Raw genomic sequence first — 13,751 nt, 5'->3', positions numbered from 1 at the left:
CCTGACAAAATCCCCGACTCGCGGGCTAGCCGAGGGCGGACTTGGGGACGGACTGGTCCTGGGCCAGCGCGTTGAAGAGGGCTTTGGCGCGGGTGGTGTCCCAGCGGACCACGGAGGTGCCGTTGACCTGGCCCAGGCCGGCTATGGGGGCGGTGGTGGTGATGCCGCCGCCTCCGGAGAGCTCGCGCATGGCGAGGGCCAGGCCGGCGAGGTGCCAGACGTGGTCTTCGGCGCCTACGGTGACCGCGCCGGGCATGGCTTGGGTCAGGCCGAACACGCGGAACGGGTTGAGCAGGGTCAGCGGGTTGACCACCTGTTTCATCAGCGCGGACAGGAACTGGCGCTGGTGCTCGATGCGGTCCAGGTCGGCGCGGGGGGTGGCTCGGCTGCGGACGTAGCCGAGTGCGGTCTGGCCGTCCAGCTTCTGGCAGCCGGCCTTGACGTTCAGGCCGGCCAGCGGGTCCTTCATGGCCTCGGGGATGCACATGTCGACACCGCCCACCGCGTCGACCACCTTGACGAAGCCTTCGAAGCCGATCTCGGCGTAGTGGTCGATGCGCAGCCCGGTGGCCTGCTCCACGGTCTGGGTGAGCAGCTTGGGGCCGCCGAAGGCGAACGCGGCGTTGAGCTTGTTCTTGCCCTTGCCGGGGATCGAGACCAGCGAGTCGCGCGGCAAGCTGATCAAAGTGGTGCCCGAGCTGCCGGTGTGCAGCAACATGATCGTGTCGGTGCGCGCGCCGGACGCGTTGCCGGTGGCCAGCGCCTGTTCCTGCTGCTCGGTGAGGTCGGCGCGGCTGTCCGAGCCCACGATCAGCCAGTTGGTGCCCTTGCTCACCGGGCGGCCGGAGTAGCCGGTCAGCGCGGCGGTGCGGGTCAGCCTGGTGTCCAGGTAGCCGCCGACGCCGATCAGCACCAGCACGAGCGCCAGCAGGAAGGTGAGCAGCCGCCGGCCCCACCGCGCTCGGCGGACCGGTCGGACCGGGCGCTGCGGCGGCGTCCGGGGCGGACCCTGCTGCCCCGGCGGGATGACGCCCCCGCGCTGCCAGCCCTGCTGCGCGGGCGGCGGGCGCCTCGGCGGGCCGGGGGGCTGCCGAGGGGCGTACGGGTACCGGGGCGGCGGAGGCGGCGGTGGACGACCCGGCGGCGGCGGAGGCCGGCCCCAAGGCCTGGGCCCGCCATCGCCACGGTTCATCGCCGACACCCCTCACACGTTGACGCGCCCTCGAAGGTAAAGACGTACGCCGTCGGCGTCAGGTTGCGATGGTGCCCAAACTGTGACTGGTACGTCAGGCGCGCGGGCCGGTCACAGCGGCGCGATCTCGCCGGCGGCCAGCGCGTCGGACACCGCGCGCGCCACCGAGCCGCGCAACGGCAGCCGGGGCAGCAGGGTGGCCTGCACGGCGTGGTAGGCGTCCGACTTGCCCGGCCAGACCGTCGCGGCCGGGCGGTTGTGGCCGTCCAGCTCGTGGTGCCAGGAGCCGCACTCGCGGTCGACCAGGTACGTCTCGGCGTAGTCCCACCAGGCCTGGTAGCGCCGCCGGTACTCCTCGTCCCCGCTCACCGCGTACAGGGTGGCCGCCGTGCACACCGCCTCGGCCAGCACCCAGTGCATCCGCTGGCGCACCACCGGCTTGCCGTCCCAGTCCACCGTGTAGACGAAACCGTCCGCGCCGTCCACCGCCCAGCCGTCCCGCACCGCCGTGTCGAACAGCCCGCGCGCGTCCTCGACCAGCCAGTCCGGTGCGCTCGCGCCGAGCGCGGCGTGCAGGTGCAGGCACAGCCGGGACCACTCCAGGCCGTGCCCGACCGTCGAGCCGTACGGGCGGAACGGGTGGTCCGGGTGGTCGATGTTGTAGTCCGGCAGCGGGTGCCAGCGTTCGTCGTAGTGCTCGGGGATGCGCCATCCGTGCGGTGCGGCGAACCCGGTGACCACCCGCTCGGTCATCCGCAGCGCGCGCCGCCGCCACAGCTCGCCACCGGCGGCGTCCCCACCGGCGTCCAGCGCGTCCGCGGCGGCCAGGAAGGCCTCCACGCCGTGCATGGTGGCGTTCACGCCCCGGTACGGCTCGGCGGTGGTGAAGCCCCGGTCCCAGGTCTCGATCACCATGCCCTCGGCCTCGGACCAGAACCGCTCGTCGACCAGTGCCAGCGCGGAGTCCAGCAGCTCGCGGGCGTGCGGCAGCCCGGCCAGCGTGCCACTCGCGGCGGCCAGCAGGACGAACGCGTGTTGGTAGAACGGCTTGTCGGTGTTGGCGGGGCCGCCCCAGGCCACCTCCGGGTACCAGCCGCCGTGCTCCTCGTCGCGCATCAGCCCGTGCAGCGCCGCCAGCCCGTGCTCGGCCAACTCCGCGCTGCCGGGGTAACCGAGCAGCTCGCCGAGCGCGTAGACGTGCGTCATCCGGCCGGTCAGCCAGAGCTCGACGGGCGCGGTGATCACCCGCTTGCCGCAGTCGTCCTGGCGCCCGAACCCGCCGAGCGGGTGCCAGGACCCCTCCGCGAACTCGAGCAGCCGCTCCGTCTCGGCGGCCAACCAGTGCGCCTGCCCCGGCCGGTCACCGGGCGCCGCACCGAGCCGCGCTCCGGGCACATCCACCTCCGATTACCGAACTGTCGAACAGTAGCGCTAGCGCCGGGCTTCCTGGGCGTCCTGGGCCGCGAGCTGGGCGAGCATCCTGTTGTACGCGGCCAGCTCCGGGTCCTCGTCGTCGTCCTCCGGCGCGGCGGCCGGCGTGGCGAGGGCGGGGGCGGCGGGCGGCTCCTCCTCGGTCGGCGTGGGCTCGGCGGCCTCGGCCTCCTCCTCGTCCAGCCGGCGGGACTCCAGGCGCATCATCCGCCACCACATCACCGCGAAGAACACCGCGAACAACGGCCACTGCAGCGCGTACGCCAGGTTCTGCATCGAACCGGTGACCTGCGAGCGCACCCACTGCCAGTCGCCCAGCCACACACAGCTCACCACCGCGACCACCATCAGCACATGCCAGGCGATCCAACGGGGGGTGAACGCGAACCGGCGCACCAGCCCAGGGTAACCCCCTCGAACAACGCTCCAGGTAGCGTGCCTCGGCGTGACGGGCGAGGCGGGCGGCTGGGTGCGCCGCTGGTTGGCACCGGCCCGGCCGTTCGAACCGCCCGAGCTGCCGCACCGGGAACGACGGCTGATGCGCGCCGAGCTGTGGGTGGTCTTCTCCATCACGCTCGCGCTGTCCGGGCTGCGCAGCGGGCTGTCGCTGGTCCAGTCGCTGCTGCGGCCCGAGCCGCTGTCCAAGCAGCACGTCGCACTCAACGCCCCGGCCGCGCTCAACCAGTACGTCGACCTCGCGCTGCAGCTGTCCTCGGTGATCCAGCTGGTCGGCTGGGGGGCGCTCGGGGTGTACCTGCTGGTCCGGGCCGGGATGACGGTCGCGGACATCGGCCTCGACCGCGAACAGCCGGGGCGGGACGCGGCGCGGGCGGTCGGGCTGGCGCTGCTGATCGGCGTGCCGGGGCTCGGGCTGTACCTGGCCAGCCGGGCGGCCGGGGTCAACCTCACGGTGCAGCCGAGCACGCTGACCGAGACCTGGTGGCGGCTGCCGGTGCTGATCGCCTCGGCGGTCGGCAACGCGTGGGCCGAGGAGGTGCTGCTCACCGGGTACCTGCTGAGCCGGCTGCGGCGGCTGGGGTGGTCGGAGAACCGCTCGGCCGCGCTGTCGGCGTTCGTGCGCGGCTGCTACCACCTCTACCAGGGGGCCGGCGGCGCGGTGGGGAACCTGGTGATGGGCGCGGTGTTCGGCCGGTTCTGGCAGCGCACCGGGCGGCTGTGGCCGCTGGTGGGCGCGCACGCCCTGCTCGACATCGTCGCGTTCGTGGGCTACGCCCTGCTCGCCGGCCGGCTGTCCTGGCTGCCCTGAGCCCCTGACCGGCCGGCGTCCACAACCGACACCTATGGTGGCCGGCTGGCCGAGATGCAGTCGATCCCGTGAGGGGCCCGGTCGGATGGGTATGTCACCGACGTATGGCGTGGTCGTCGAGGAAGAGGGGACCGCCGTGCGGCCCGCCTGGCGCGAGCTGGTCGACCAGAACCCGGGCGTCGCCCTGTCGAAGATGCCGGAGTGGGTCGACTGCGTGTGCGGTTGCGACAGGTTCACCGACGCCAGCCTGCTGTTGCGGGGTGACGACGGCCGGCGGTTCGTGCTGCCGAGGGTGGCGGCGCCGGTGCCGGGCATGTTCGCCTCGCCGCCGAACAACTGGAACCTGGGCGCGGACGCCAGCGGCTTTCTGGCCGAGGGCGGCGAGCCGGACGGCGAGGAGCTGCGGGCGCTGGTGCGCGAGGTGCACCGGCGCTCGGGGGTGCGCGCCCGGATCGTGGTGGGCCGCGATGACGCCAGGGCGTGGCGGGAGGCGGTGCCCGGCGGGGTGTACGCCGACCCGCGCACCTCGCAGGTGCTCGACCTCGACGGCGGGTTCGACAAGGTGTGGTCGGCGGCGTTCAGCGGCAAGGTCCGGTCCAACGCGCGCAAGGCCGAGCGGCGCGGGGTGAGCGTCGAGTCGGACAGCACCGGCCGGCTGATCCCCACCTTCTACGAGCTGTTCGGCAAATCTGTGGACAGGTGGGCACGCGACAGGGGCCTTCCCGCGCCGCTGATGCGGATGCGGTTCGCCCGCTCCCACCCCCGGCGGATGTTCGACACGGTCCCCCGGGTGCTGGACCAGCACTGCACGGTGTGGCTGGCCCGCCGGGACGGACAGCCGATCGCCGCGATCATGGTCCTGAGCGCGGGCGATCGGGTCACCTACTGGCGGGGCGCGATGGACAAGCGGCTCTGCCGGGGCACCGGCGCGAACGAGCTGCTGCACCGGCACGCCATCGAGGCGGCCTGCGCGCAGGGGCGGCGCAGCTACGACTTCGGGCTGTCGAACTCCGAGGACCTGCGCCGGTTCAAGGCGACCTTCGGCGCGCACGAGGAGCCGGTCACCACCTACACGTTCGAACCGATAGTGCCCACCATGGCCGCGCAGCAGCGCTGCCGCGCGCTCGCCAAGCGGGCGGTGATCGGGGCGGTGGCGCGGCTGCCCCACCGGTGACGGGCGGCACCGCGCGCAACTCGGTGGTCCTGGCCGGCTGGACGCTGGTCAGCAGGGCGACCGGCCTGCTGCGCGTGGTGGTGATCGGCGCGGTGTTCGGACCCACCTGGTTCGCCAACTGCTTCCAGGCGGCCAACACCGTGCCGGGCCTGGTGTTCTCCCTGGTGGCGGGGCCGGTGCTGGCCATGGTGGTGGTGCCCGGCCTGGTCGGGGCACTCAGCGACGGCGGGCCGGCCAGGGCGCGGGAGGTGCTCGGCCGGGTGACGGGCTGGGTGGTCGCCGTCTCGGCGGCGATCAGCGCGCTGCTGGTGGTCGCCGCACCGGTGCTGGCCTGGACGCTGACCCGAGGCATCCCCGACCCGGGCGAGCGCTCCCTGGGCTGGTGGGTGAGCATGCTGCTGGTCGTCCTGGTGGCACCGCAGATACCGCTGAACTGCGTGGCCTACCTGGGGCTGTCCGCGCAGCGCGCCAGGGACCGGTTCGCGCTGTCGGCCGCCGCGCCGGCGGTGGAGAACGTGATCCTCATCGGGGCCGTGCTGCTGGCCGGCTGGCGCTACGGCACCGGCATGGAGATCGACCGGGTGCCGCTGGGCATGCTGCTCGTGCTCGGGGTGGGCAGCACCGTCGGCGTGGGGCTGCACGCGGCGCTGCAGCTGTTCGGCGCGGCGCGGGTGGGCCTGCTCGCCCGGCCCTCGGCCCGGTGGCGGCGGGACCCGGACGCGCTGGCGGTGACCCGCCGGCTGAGCGGCGCGGTCGGCGTCGCCACGCTGCCCTCGGTGGCGCTGTACGCGCTGCTGGCCATTGCCGCCTCGGTGCCCGGCGGGGTGTTCGTGGTGCAGATGTCCACCTCGGTGTTGTTCGCGCTGTCCTACCTCAGCGCCCGGGCGGTGTCGATGGCCTCGCTGCCCCGGCTGTCCGAGGCGGCGCACCGGCGGGACATGGGGATGTTCGGCGCGATGTGGCGCCAGGCGCTGGCCTACGCGCTGACCGCCGGCCTGCCGCCGCTGGTGATGCTGGCCATCCTCGCCGGGCCGACCGCCACCGTCCTGGCCAACGGCCGGCTCGAACACTCCGCGCTGGTCGGCCCGCTCGCCGCCTGCCTGGCCGTGGTGGCCGCCGCCCAGCTGGTGACCGGCCTGAGCGACCTGGGCAACCAGGCGCTCTACGCCCGCCTGGAGGACCGGGTGCCCCGCACGGCCAGCCGGGTGACGCTGGCGGTGACGCTGCTGCTCGGCGCCGCCGCGCTGTTGGTGCCCCCCGGCGCCGCGCGGCTGGTGTGGCTGGTGGCGGCCATCCTGGTCGGCGAGCTGGTGGCCGGCGCGATGGTGCTGACCCGGATCCGCCGGATCACCCGACCGGAGCGGTTCGTGGACGGCCACGCGCTGCGCGCCACCCTGCTGGCCGCCGCCGCGATGGCCCCGGTCGGCGCCGCGACCTGGTGGCTGCAGGAGACCTACGGCCACGGCAACCGGCTGGGGATCCTCGCCGTGCTCCTCGGCGGCGGGGCGCTCGCGGTGGGGGTGTACGGCCTGGTGCTTCGACGAGCATGGGGACCCAGGAGGGCCTGACCCGTTCTAGGCTCGACGGTATGAGCGGCTTTCGGCTGATCTGCGAGATCGAGCCTCCGACCAAGCCCGACCTGCGGCACGCACGCCATCAGATCGGCGTGCTGGCCCCGGTCGCCGACGCGTTCCTCATTCCGGACAACCACATCGGGCGGGCCACCGTCTCGTCCATCGCCGTCGCGCACGAGGTGCAGGCCATGGGCGGGCGCAGCATCGCCTGCGTCAACTCGCGGGACCGCAACCTGCTCGGGTTCCGCCGCGACCTGCTCACCGCCGCCGCGTACGGCGTGGACCAGTTCCTGTTCGTGCACGGCGACGCCCCGAGCGCGGGCGGACGGACCAGTCACCTGACCGTCCAGACCATGATCGAGGCGGCCAGGGGCGCCACCGAGGACCCGATGTTCGCCGGCACCGAGCCGTTCCAGATCGGCGTCGCCGCCGGGCTGCGCCGCCCGCTGCCGGACTGGAAGCGGTCGGCGGACTTCGTGTTCGCCCAGGTCAGCTATTCGATCCCGGCGCTGCTGCGGTGGCGGGAGGCGAACCCGACGGACGCGCCGGTGTACGTCGGGGTGATGGTGCTGGCCAGCGTGGGCATGGCCAAGCGGCTGGCGTCGGCGATCCCGGACATCGACATCCCGGACGAGCTGGTGCGCAGGGTGGACGCCGACCCGGCCGCCGGGGTGGAGGCGGCCTGCGAGCAGATCCTGGCGGTTCGGGAGACCGGCGCGTTCGCCGGCGTGCACCTGGTGCCGGTCAGCCGGTTCCGCCAGGTCGCGGCCAGGCTGGAGCGCGAGCTCTAGCGAGCGGATGAACGCCGCCGGCCCTGAGCTGGCGGCGCAATCGCAATCGCGGTAGATAGATCGTTCTAGCGCTCGATAGATCGTTCTATCGGAAGCGGGGGTTCGCCACGGTGTGGAGCAGGGTGAACACGGCGTGCGCGGCGGCGTCGCCGAGCTGGTCGAGCGCCTGGTCGTTGAGGTTGTCGATGGTGTCGCAGGCCTGGTGGTAGCAGCCGTCCAGCGCCCGGCCGGCCACGCCGCCGAACTGGGCGGCCTGCTCGGGCGTCTTGGCCTCCTCGGCACCGGAGAACACCCCGCCGACCGGGACGCCGACCTCCGCGAACGGCGCGTAATCGCTGCGGCCGTCGAACCCGATGAGCTGCACCGGCTGGCGCCTGGTGCCGAAGTACTCGGTGAACAGCCTGGTCACCGCGTCCGAGCCGGGCGGCGCCTGGCCGCCCTCCTCCGGCACCGAACGCGAGTAGACCAGCCGCGCGAAGTTCGGCGAACCGAGCATGTCGAAGTTCAGGTACGCCGCGATGTCCGCCCGCTGCTCCGGGCCGAGCTGGTCGACGTAGTGCTCCGAGCCCAGCAGCCCCAGCTCCTCGGCGCCCCAGAACGCGAACCTGACCCGGTTGCGCGGGACATCGCCGAGCCGGGCCAGCTGCTCGGCCATGGCCAGCAGGGTGGCCGTGCCGGAGCCGTCGTCGTTGATCCCCGGCCCCTCCGGCACCGAGTCCAGGTGCGCGCCGACCATCACCACCCGGTCGGTCCGCCCGCTCCGGCCTTCGGCGATCACGTTCTCGGTCTGCCGGTGCTCGGACACCGTGTGGGTCACCAGGTGCACCGGTGCATCGCCGGCCCCGGCCAGCTCGGCGCCGACCTGGTAGCTCACCGACAGCACGGGGATCGCCATCCCCGGGCGCTCCAGGGTGCCGCTGATCGGGTCGGTCCGCCCCGGCTGGCCCTCGTTCATGATCACGGCGGCGGCCGCGCCGGCGGCCTGGGCGTTGCGCGCCTTCTGGCCGAACGGGCAGGTGCCGCGCTGCATCAACGCCACCGAGCCGCGGGGCATCCCGGTGAAGTCGGCCGGTGCGCAGCCGCTGGCGGCGCTCGGGGCTGGCGAGGGCGGCAGCTTCAGGCCGACGCCGTGCACCGGGGCGGTGACGTCGCCGGAGCCGGAGAACTTCATGGTGCGGACCTCGGTGACGGCCGCGTAGGCCCGGCGAAGGGTCAGCTCGGGCATTGCCGTCTCGGCGAAGTACGGCACCTCGAACCGCTGGGTGCTGACCTGGTAGCCGGCGGCGGTCATCCGCCGGCGCACGTAGTCGACGGAGGCCGCGTAGCCGGGCGTGCCCATCGCCCTGGTGCCCCGGTTGGCCGCCGCGATCCGCTGCAGCTCGTCCAGGTGCTCGCGGATCCGGGGCACGGTGAGCGCGACCCGCAGCTCGGAGCTGTCGATCGACTCCGCCGGCGCCGACGCGGCCGTGACCAGCAGCGTGGCCGCCAGGACCGTCGCGCTCAGCCCGGCCGCGACAAGGATCCGTCCGAACATCCTCTTACTTCACCACGGAAAGCCCTGAAACGAACGAACCACGCGCCCCGTGCGCCGCACCGGATTCGGGGAGCCGGGGCGCTCGGGGCGCGTGGTTCGGCGCGCGCCGAAAGATCGGCCGGTCTTACGTGGGCGTGACGGCGATGTGCTTGCCCTCGAGGTGGGTCAGGCTGTCGCCCTGGGGGACCTTGCCGAGCTGCTTGCCCAGCGCGCCCGGGTCGGTCAGCTTGGCCGCCGGGTCACCGCCCTGCACCGCATCGCCGGTCTGGTCGTCGGCGTCGGGGAGCTCCGCCGAGATCGGCACCTCGAACGGGATGTCGTTGAGGTGCCCGCTGCCGCCGATGTGGTTGCCGCTGGTCTGGCACGGGTGCTGGAACTTCCCGTTCTTGCCGGGCAGCTTCTGCTCGCCGCCGGTGCCGTGGCAGAGGTTGTCCTCGTCCTCGTTGTCACCGGGGCTGGAGGCGTGCCTGACGTGCAGGCTCGACATGTCGTACGACGCAGGCTCGAGCTTCGGAATGTCGATGCTGACCAGCTTGCTGTCCTCCAGCAGGTTGCTGTTCAGGTTCGGCTTGGGGGTCGCCGCCTTGCTGTCGGCCGAGTCCTTCGCGCCCGACACCCCGTCGATCGGAGCCGCCGACGCGGTGCCGACGAACGAGGCGCACAACACGGCCATGCCCGCCACCGCGAGCGATGCCCGAAGGACTCGCCTGGTGCTCTTGCTCATGGGGAGTGCTCTCCCTTCCGAGGAGGGTCACATGATCAACGGTCTAGGCTTTGCCCTGACAACGAGGCGTCGATGGATGCGATGTGGGCCAAGTTGTGTATTCACTTGAGTTCACCCATATCGGTGGCGTAACGGTCCGGTTGCGACGCCGAGACCGGAGGCAAAAGCGCGTGCTGTTGTTATTCGTACTAATGGGGTTGTTGGGTGCCGGCTGGATCGCCGGTTGGTACTACTCAAGCATCTTGCTCCGGCCCGTGGGCGAGATTGAATATTCCGAGCACGTGGTGACCGCCGGCCTGCCCGACGACCCCGGCGGACTGGGGCTGGAGTGGCGCACAGTATGGGTCGCGACCCCGCTCGGCGACTGCCCGGCCTGGTTCGTCCCGGCGTCCGGGCCGGCGCCCGGCAAGACCTGGGTAATAGCCGTGCACGGCCGGGGCGTCGACCGCAGGGAGTGCCTGCGGATCCTGCCCACCCTGCACCGGCTGGGCTTCCCGGTGCTGGCCATCACCTATCGCAACGACCTCGGCGCGCCGGCCAGCCCGGACGGCCACTACCACCTTGGCGACACCGAGTGGCTGGACCTGGCCTCGGCGGCGGAGTACGCGCGCCGCAACGGCGCGTCCGGGCTGGTGCTCTACGGCTGGTCGATGGGGGCGGCGATCACCTCGACGTACCTGGACCGGGCGCACGACGCCTCCCCGACATGGGCCGAGGACGTGGCGTCGGTGCGGGCGGTGGTGTGGGACAGCCCGCTGCTGGACTGGCGCGCCACGCTGCACCTGCAGGCGGCCGCGCGCCGGCTGCCCTCGCCGCTGACCCTGCTGGCCACGCTGGTCACCAAGTGGCGGATCGGGATCGACTTCGACCAGTTCGACATGGTGCGCAAGCCGCCGTCGGTGCGCCCGCCCACCCTGATGTTCCACGGCGACGCCGACACCGCCGTCCCGGTGGGTCCGGCCCGCGCGCTGACCTCCATCGCCGACGGGCTGGACTGGCCGATGCGCTACCGCGAGGTGGCCGGCGCCGAGCACACCGCGGCCTGGAACGCCGACCCTCCAGGATACGAGGCCGAGGTGGCCGAGTTCCTCTCGAAATACACCGATGGCACGATGACGGGGTGACTGACCCAGGTAACGACAAGACCGCGACCCTGCACACCTCGCTGGGCGACATCCGGGTGGTGCTGTTCCCGGACCACGCGCCGAAGACGGTGGCCAACTTCGTCGGGCTTGCCCAGGGCACCAAGGACTACTCGCGGCCGAACGCACAGGGCGGCAGCTCCGGGCCGTTCTACGACGGCTCGGTGTTCCACCGGGTGATCGCCGGATTCATGATCCAGGGCGGCGACCCGCAGGGCGACGGGCGCGGTGGCCCCGGCTACCAGTTCGAGGACGAGTTCCACCCCGACCTGCGCTTCGACCGGCCGTACCTGCTGGCCATGGCGAACGCCGGGCCGGGCACGAACGGCTCGCAGTTCTTCATCACGGTGGGCCCGACCCCGCACCTGAACCGCAAGCACACCATCTTCGGCGAGGTCGCCGACGACGAGTCCCGCGCCGTGGTGGACGCCATCGCGAGCACCCCGACCGGCCAGGCCGACCGCCCGGTGACCGACGTGGTGATCGAACGGATCGAGGTCCCCTGATCGACCCGACTCATCCGCCCTCGGGCGGTGGGTACTCCGGTCCACCGCCCGGCCAGCCGACCTGCACCCGGCACCCCGATCGGCCCACCGGCCTGCTCTGCCAGCAGTGTGAGCGGCCGTACTGCCCGGAGTGCCTGCGGGAGGCGTCGGTCGGCTTCCAGTGCGTGGACTGCCTCGCGCGCGCCGGCCAGGACCGGGCGGCGACGCGCCCGCGCGCCGGGGTGACCATCGCCGGCGCCGCGCTGGCCGAACGGCCGCTGATCGTGCCCGGCCTGATCGCGGTGAACGTCCTGGTCTTCGTGTGGACGGTGATCGAGGCCGGCAGCGTGCCGGACAACTACCTCTCGCCGCTGTTCGCGGACTGGGCGCTGCTGCCCCTGCTGGTCGCCGCCGGCGAGTGGTGGCGGATCGTCACCTCGGGGTTCCTGCACTTCGGGCTGCTGCACCTCGGGTTCAACATGCTCGCGCTGTGGGTGATCGGGCGCGACCTGGAGCTGGCGCTCGGGCGCGTCCGGTTCCTCGCCGTGTACCTGGTCGGGCTGCTCGGCGGTTCGGCGGCGGCGATGGTGTTCAGCGAGCCGAGGGGGGCGGTGGCCGGGGCGTCCGGCGCGGTGTTCGGGCTGATGGGCGGGCTCGCGGTGGTGCTGCGCCGGTTGCGGCACTCACCCGCGCCCGCCGTCACCCTGATCGTGGTGAACATCGTGATCAGCTTCGTGGTGCCCAGCATCTCGATCTCCGGGCACATCGGCGGGCTGGTCGCCGGCGGGCTCGCCACCGTCGCCATGGTCTACGCCCCGGCGCACCGCCGGAACCAGTGGCAGGCCGCGCTCACCCTCACGCTGGTGGTCCTGCTGCTGCTCGTGATGAGCCTGCGCGCCGCCGCCCTCGCTTAGTTCGCCGCGCGCAGCGTGCTCAGGATGTCGGCAACGTCGCGCGGGTCGGCGCCGAGGTCAAGCCAACCGAACACGTAGAGCCGCTGGTCGTGCACCTCGAGCTCCAACGACGGTACGTCGCGACCGAACCGCCGGGTGTGCACCAGCCGCAGCCGGCTGACCTCCGACCAGCCGTACTGCGCGCCCCGCAGCGGCCCGCGCACCCGTACCCCGGAGCGTGACGCCGCCAGCCTGGGCCGCGCCATGCTGCCGACCAGCGCGCCACCGCCCAGCACCAGCACCGCCGTCCCCGCGAGCACCCGCCCGGGCGCGTCGCCGGAACCGAGCGCGCACCAGGCCAGCGCCGAGGCGGCGGCCAGCCATCCCACCACGAGCACAGCGACCGGCGCCGACCACGCGTAGTTGTCCACAGCCGGCGAATCGGGCGTGACCGAGTTATCCACAGCAGTTGTCCCCAGTGGGGAAGACTTACACGCGTGTAGTTACGGACATGTCAGTCGATCTGAAAACCGTCAGCGCCACCTCATGGTCATCAGCAGCCCGATGATGATCAGGCCGAAGCCGACCAGGAAGTTGTAGTTGAAGCCGTTGCCCGCGCCGCCCAGCGCGACCATGAAGCCGAGCTTGTCGCCGGCCAGGTAGTTGGTCACCAGCCAGACCAGGCCGAGCACCATGAACCCGAGCATCACCCCGATGTAGGCCGGGTGCGACGGGCCGCTCGCCTTGATCATCTGCGGCGTCGGCTTTTCCTTCGGCGGCGTGTAGACGGCCTTCTTGCGGACTCTGGACTTGGGCATCTCGACCTCGGGCTGACCTCGAACAACGGGCAGGGGACGCCCCAACGGTAACGCAGCGTGCGTTCCCGCTCCGTGACGAGTCGGGTCAGGCCTCGACCAGCGCGGCCACCTCGGCGGTCAGGTCGGCGACCAGTCGCTCGGGCACCGGGTGTCCGCAGTCGGCCATCCAGTTGGCCAACATCCGGTGGCCGCCCTCGGTGAGCACCGACTCGGGGTGGAACTGCACGCCCTGGACCGGCAGCTCGCGGTGCCGCAGCCCCATGATCACGCCGGACTCGGTACGGGCGGTCACCTCGATCTCGGCGGACATCGAGTCCGGCCGGATGGTCAGCGAGTGGTACCGGGTGGCGGTGAACGGGCTCGGCAGGTCGCGCAGCACGCCGACCCCGTCGTGGAGCACCGACGAGGTCTTGCCGTGCAGCAGCTCGGGCGCGCGCTCGACCACGCCGCCCCACACCGCGCCGATGGCCTGGTGGCCCAGGCACACCCCGAGCACCGGAACGCCCCGGTCGGCGCACCGGCGGACCACGTCCATCGACGAGCCGGCCCGCTCCGGGGTGCTCGGGCCCGGGCTGACCAGCACCGCGTCCGACCCGTCCACCTCGTCCCAGTCCACCGCGTCGTTGCGCCGCACCGTCGTCTCGGCGCCCAGCTGGGCCAGGTACTGAACCAGGTTGTAGACGAAGCTGTCGTAGTTGTCGATCACGAGCACGCGCATTGGTCCAG

15 protein-coding genes are annotated in these 13,751 nt (G+C 72.5%); 7 read left to right on the top strand and 8 right to left on the bottom strand.

Annotated features, from left to right (window positions below; translation table 11 throughout):
• Positions 1-25: 25 nt before the first annotated feature.
• The 3 genes from N912_RS58310 to N912_RS0143170 all read right to left on the bottom strand — a co-directional run bounded on the left by N912_RS58310 (position 26) and on the right by N912_RS0143170 (position 3,019).
• Positions 26-1,192, bottom strand: coding sequence for an LCP family protein (locus N912_RS58310; protein WP_084211837.1), 1,167 nt, complete (start codon positions 1,190-1,192; stop codon positions 26-28).
• A 111-nt stretch (positions 1,193-1,303) separates the two neighbouring features.
• Positions 1,304-2,593, bottom strand: a complete 1,290-nt coding sequence (locus N912_RS58305) for an AGE family epimerase/isomerase (protein WP_245645878.1) — start codon at positions 2,591-2,593, stop codon at positions 1,304-1,306.
• Between the two features lie 30 nt (positions 2,594-2,623).
• Positions 2,624-3,019, bottom strand: coding sequence for a hypothetical protein (locus N912_RS0143170; protein ID WP_028927332.1), 396 nt, complete (start codon positions 3,017-3,019; stop codon positions 2,624-2,626).
• Between the two features lie 49 nt (positions 3,020-3,068).
• Between N912_RS0143170 and N912_RS0143165 the strand changes: the two genes are divergently transcribed.
• From N912_RS0143165 to N912_RS0143150, 4 genes are all read left to right on the top strand, one after another.
• Positions 3,069-3,890 (top strand): CPBP family intramembrane glutamic endopeptidase, encoded by an 822-nt coding sequence (locus tag N912_RS0143165; RefSeq protein WP_028927331.1) that lies wholly within the window; start codon positions 3,069-3,071, stop codon positions 3,888-3,890.
• Positions 3,891-3,981: 91 nt separating this feature from the next.
• Positions 3,982-5,064 (top strand): GNAT family N-acetyltransferase, encoded by a 1,083-nt coding sequence (locus N912_RS0143160; RefSeq protein ID WP_037069691.1) that lies wholly within the window; start codon positions 3,982-3,984, stop codon positions 5,062-5,064.
• The gene (gene murJ, locus N912_RS0143155; RefSeq protein ID WP_028927329.1) at positions 5,061-6,632 is read left to right on the top strand and encodes a murein biosynthesis integral membrane protein MurJ; all 1,572 of its coding nucleotides are present in this window, start codon (positions 5,061-5,063) and stop codon (positions 6,630-6,632) included. The genes N912_RS0143160 and murJ overlap by 4 nt, the downstream gene beginning before the upstream one ends.
• Positions 6,633-6,652: 20 nt before the next feature.
• The gene (locus N912_RS0143150; RefSeq protein ID WP_028927328.1) at positions 6,653-7,429 is read left to right on the top strand and encodes a methylenetetrahydrofolate reductase; all 777 of its coding nucleotides are present in this window, start codon (positions 6,653-6,655) and stop codon (positions 7,427-7,429) included.
• Positions 7,430-7,514: 85 nt separating this feature from the next.
• Here the strand turns inward: N912_RS0143150 and N912_RS58300 are convergent, their stop codons facing one another.
• Positions 7,515-8,963 (bottom strand): M20/M25/M40 family metallo-hydrolase, encoded by a 1,449-nt coding sequence (locus tag N912_RS58300; protein WP_064745546.1) that lies wholly within the window; start codon positions 8,961-8,963, stop codon positions 7,515-7,517.
• A gap of 124 nt (positions 8,964-9,087) precedes the next feature.
• Positions 9,088-9,687, bottom strand: coding sequence for a hypothetical protein (locus tag N912_RS0143140; RefSeq protein WP_028927327.1), 600 nt, complete (start codon positions 9,685-9,687; stop codon positions 9,088-9,090).
• 254 nt (positions 9,688-9,941) lie between these two features.
• On the opposite strand from N912_RS0143140, the gene N912_RS0143135 reads away from it, so the two are divergent.
• The 3 genes from N912_RS0143135 to N912_RS58295 are packed head-to-tail and all read left to right on the top strand — an operon-like array spanning position 9,942 to position 12,228.
• Positions 9,942-10,811, top strand: a complete 870-nt coding sequence (locus tag N912_RS0143135) for an alpha/beta hydrolase (RefSeq protein ID WP_245645876.1) — start codon at positions 9,942-9,944, stop codon at positions 10,809-10,811.
• Positions 10,808-11,335 carry a peptidylprolyl isomerase gene (locus N912_RS0143130; protein ID WP_028927325.1) on the top strand — a complete coding sequence of 176 codons (528 nt, stop codon included), beginning with the start codon at positions 10,808-10,810 and terminating at the stop codon, positions 11,333-11,335. The genes N912_RS0143135 and N912_RS0143130 overlap by 4 nt, the downstream gene beginning before the upstream one ends.
• The gene (locus tag N912_RS58295) at positions 11,332-12,228 is read left to right on the top strand and encodes a rhomboid family intramembrane serine protease (RefSeq protein WP_342670904.1); all 897 of its coding nucleotides are present in this window, start codon (positions 11,332-11,334) and stop codon (positions 12,226-12,228) included. Before N912_RS0143130 ends, N912_RS58295 begins: the two co-directional genes overlap by 4 nt.
• Here N912_RS58295 and N912_RS66205 read toward each other — a convergent pair.
• The 3 genes from N912_RS66205 to N912_RS0143110 all read right to left on the bottom strand — a co-directional run bounded on the left by N912_RS66205 (position 12,225) and on the right by N912_RS0143110 (position 13,743).
• A complete protein-coding gene (locus N912_RS66205) occupies positions 12,225-12,638 on the bottom strand; it encodes a PH domain-containing protein (protein WP_028927324.1) in 414 nt (137 codons plus the stop codon). The two genes, N912_RS58295 and N912_RS66205, sit on opposite strands and share 4 nt — an antisense overlap.
• 102 nt (positions 12,639-12,740) lie before the next feature.
• Complete coding sequence (gene crgA, locus N912_RS0143115; protein ID WP_028927323.1) at positions 12,741-13,025, bottom strand: cell division protein CrgA; 285 nt, start codon at positions 13,023-13,025, stop codon at positions 12,741-12,743.
• 85 nt (positions 13,026-13,110) lie between these two features.
• Positions 13,111-13,743 carry an aminodeoxychorismate/anthranilate synthase component II gene (locus N912_RS0143110; protein WP_028927322.1) on the bottom strand — a complete coding sequence of 211 codons (633 nt, stop codon included), beginning with the start codon at positions 13,741-13,743 and terminating at the stop codon, positions 13,111-13,113.
• Positions 13,744-13,751: the final 8 nt, after the last annotated feature.

This window comes from Actinospineispora acaciae DSM 45401, assembly GCF_000620785.1.
Lineage (GTDB): Bacteria > Actinomycetota > Actinomycetes > Mycobacteriales > Pseudonocardiaceae > Pseudonocardia > Pseudonocardia acaciae.
This window is presented reverse-complemented; position numbering and strand designations above follow the sequence as displayed.

Bases quoted from the DNA above. Each gene is read 5' to 3' on its own strand.
- N912_RS58310 (WP_084211837.1), bottom strand. From the start codon at position 1,192: ATGAACCGTGGCGATGGCGGGCCCAGGCCTTGGGGCCGGCCTCCGCCG.
- N912_RS0143160 (WP_037069691.1), top strand. From the start codon at position 3,982: ATGTCACCGACGTATGGCGTGGTCGTCGAGGAAGAGGGGACCGCCGTG.
- N912_RS0143150 (WP_028927328.1), top strand. From the start codon at position 6,653: ATGAGCGGCTTTCGGCTGATCTGCGAGATCGAGCCTCCGACCAAGCCC.
- N912_RS58300 (WP_064745546.1), bottom strand. From the start codon at position 8,963: ATGTTCGGACGGATCCTTGTCGCGGCCGGGCTGAGCGCGACGGTCCTG.
- N912_RS0143140 (WP_028927327.1), bottom strand. From the start codon at position 9,687: ATGAGCAAGAGCACCAGGCGAGTCCTTCGGGCATCGCTCGCGGTGGCG.
- crgA (WP_028927323.1), bottom strand. From the start codon at position 13,025: ATGCCCAAGTCCAGAGTCCGCAAGAAGGCCGTCTACACGCCGCCGAAG.
- N912_RS0143110 (WP_028927322.1), bottom strand. From the start codon at position 13,743: ATGCGCGTGCTCGTGATCGACAACTACGACAGCTTCGTCTACAACCTG.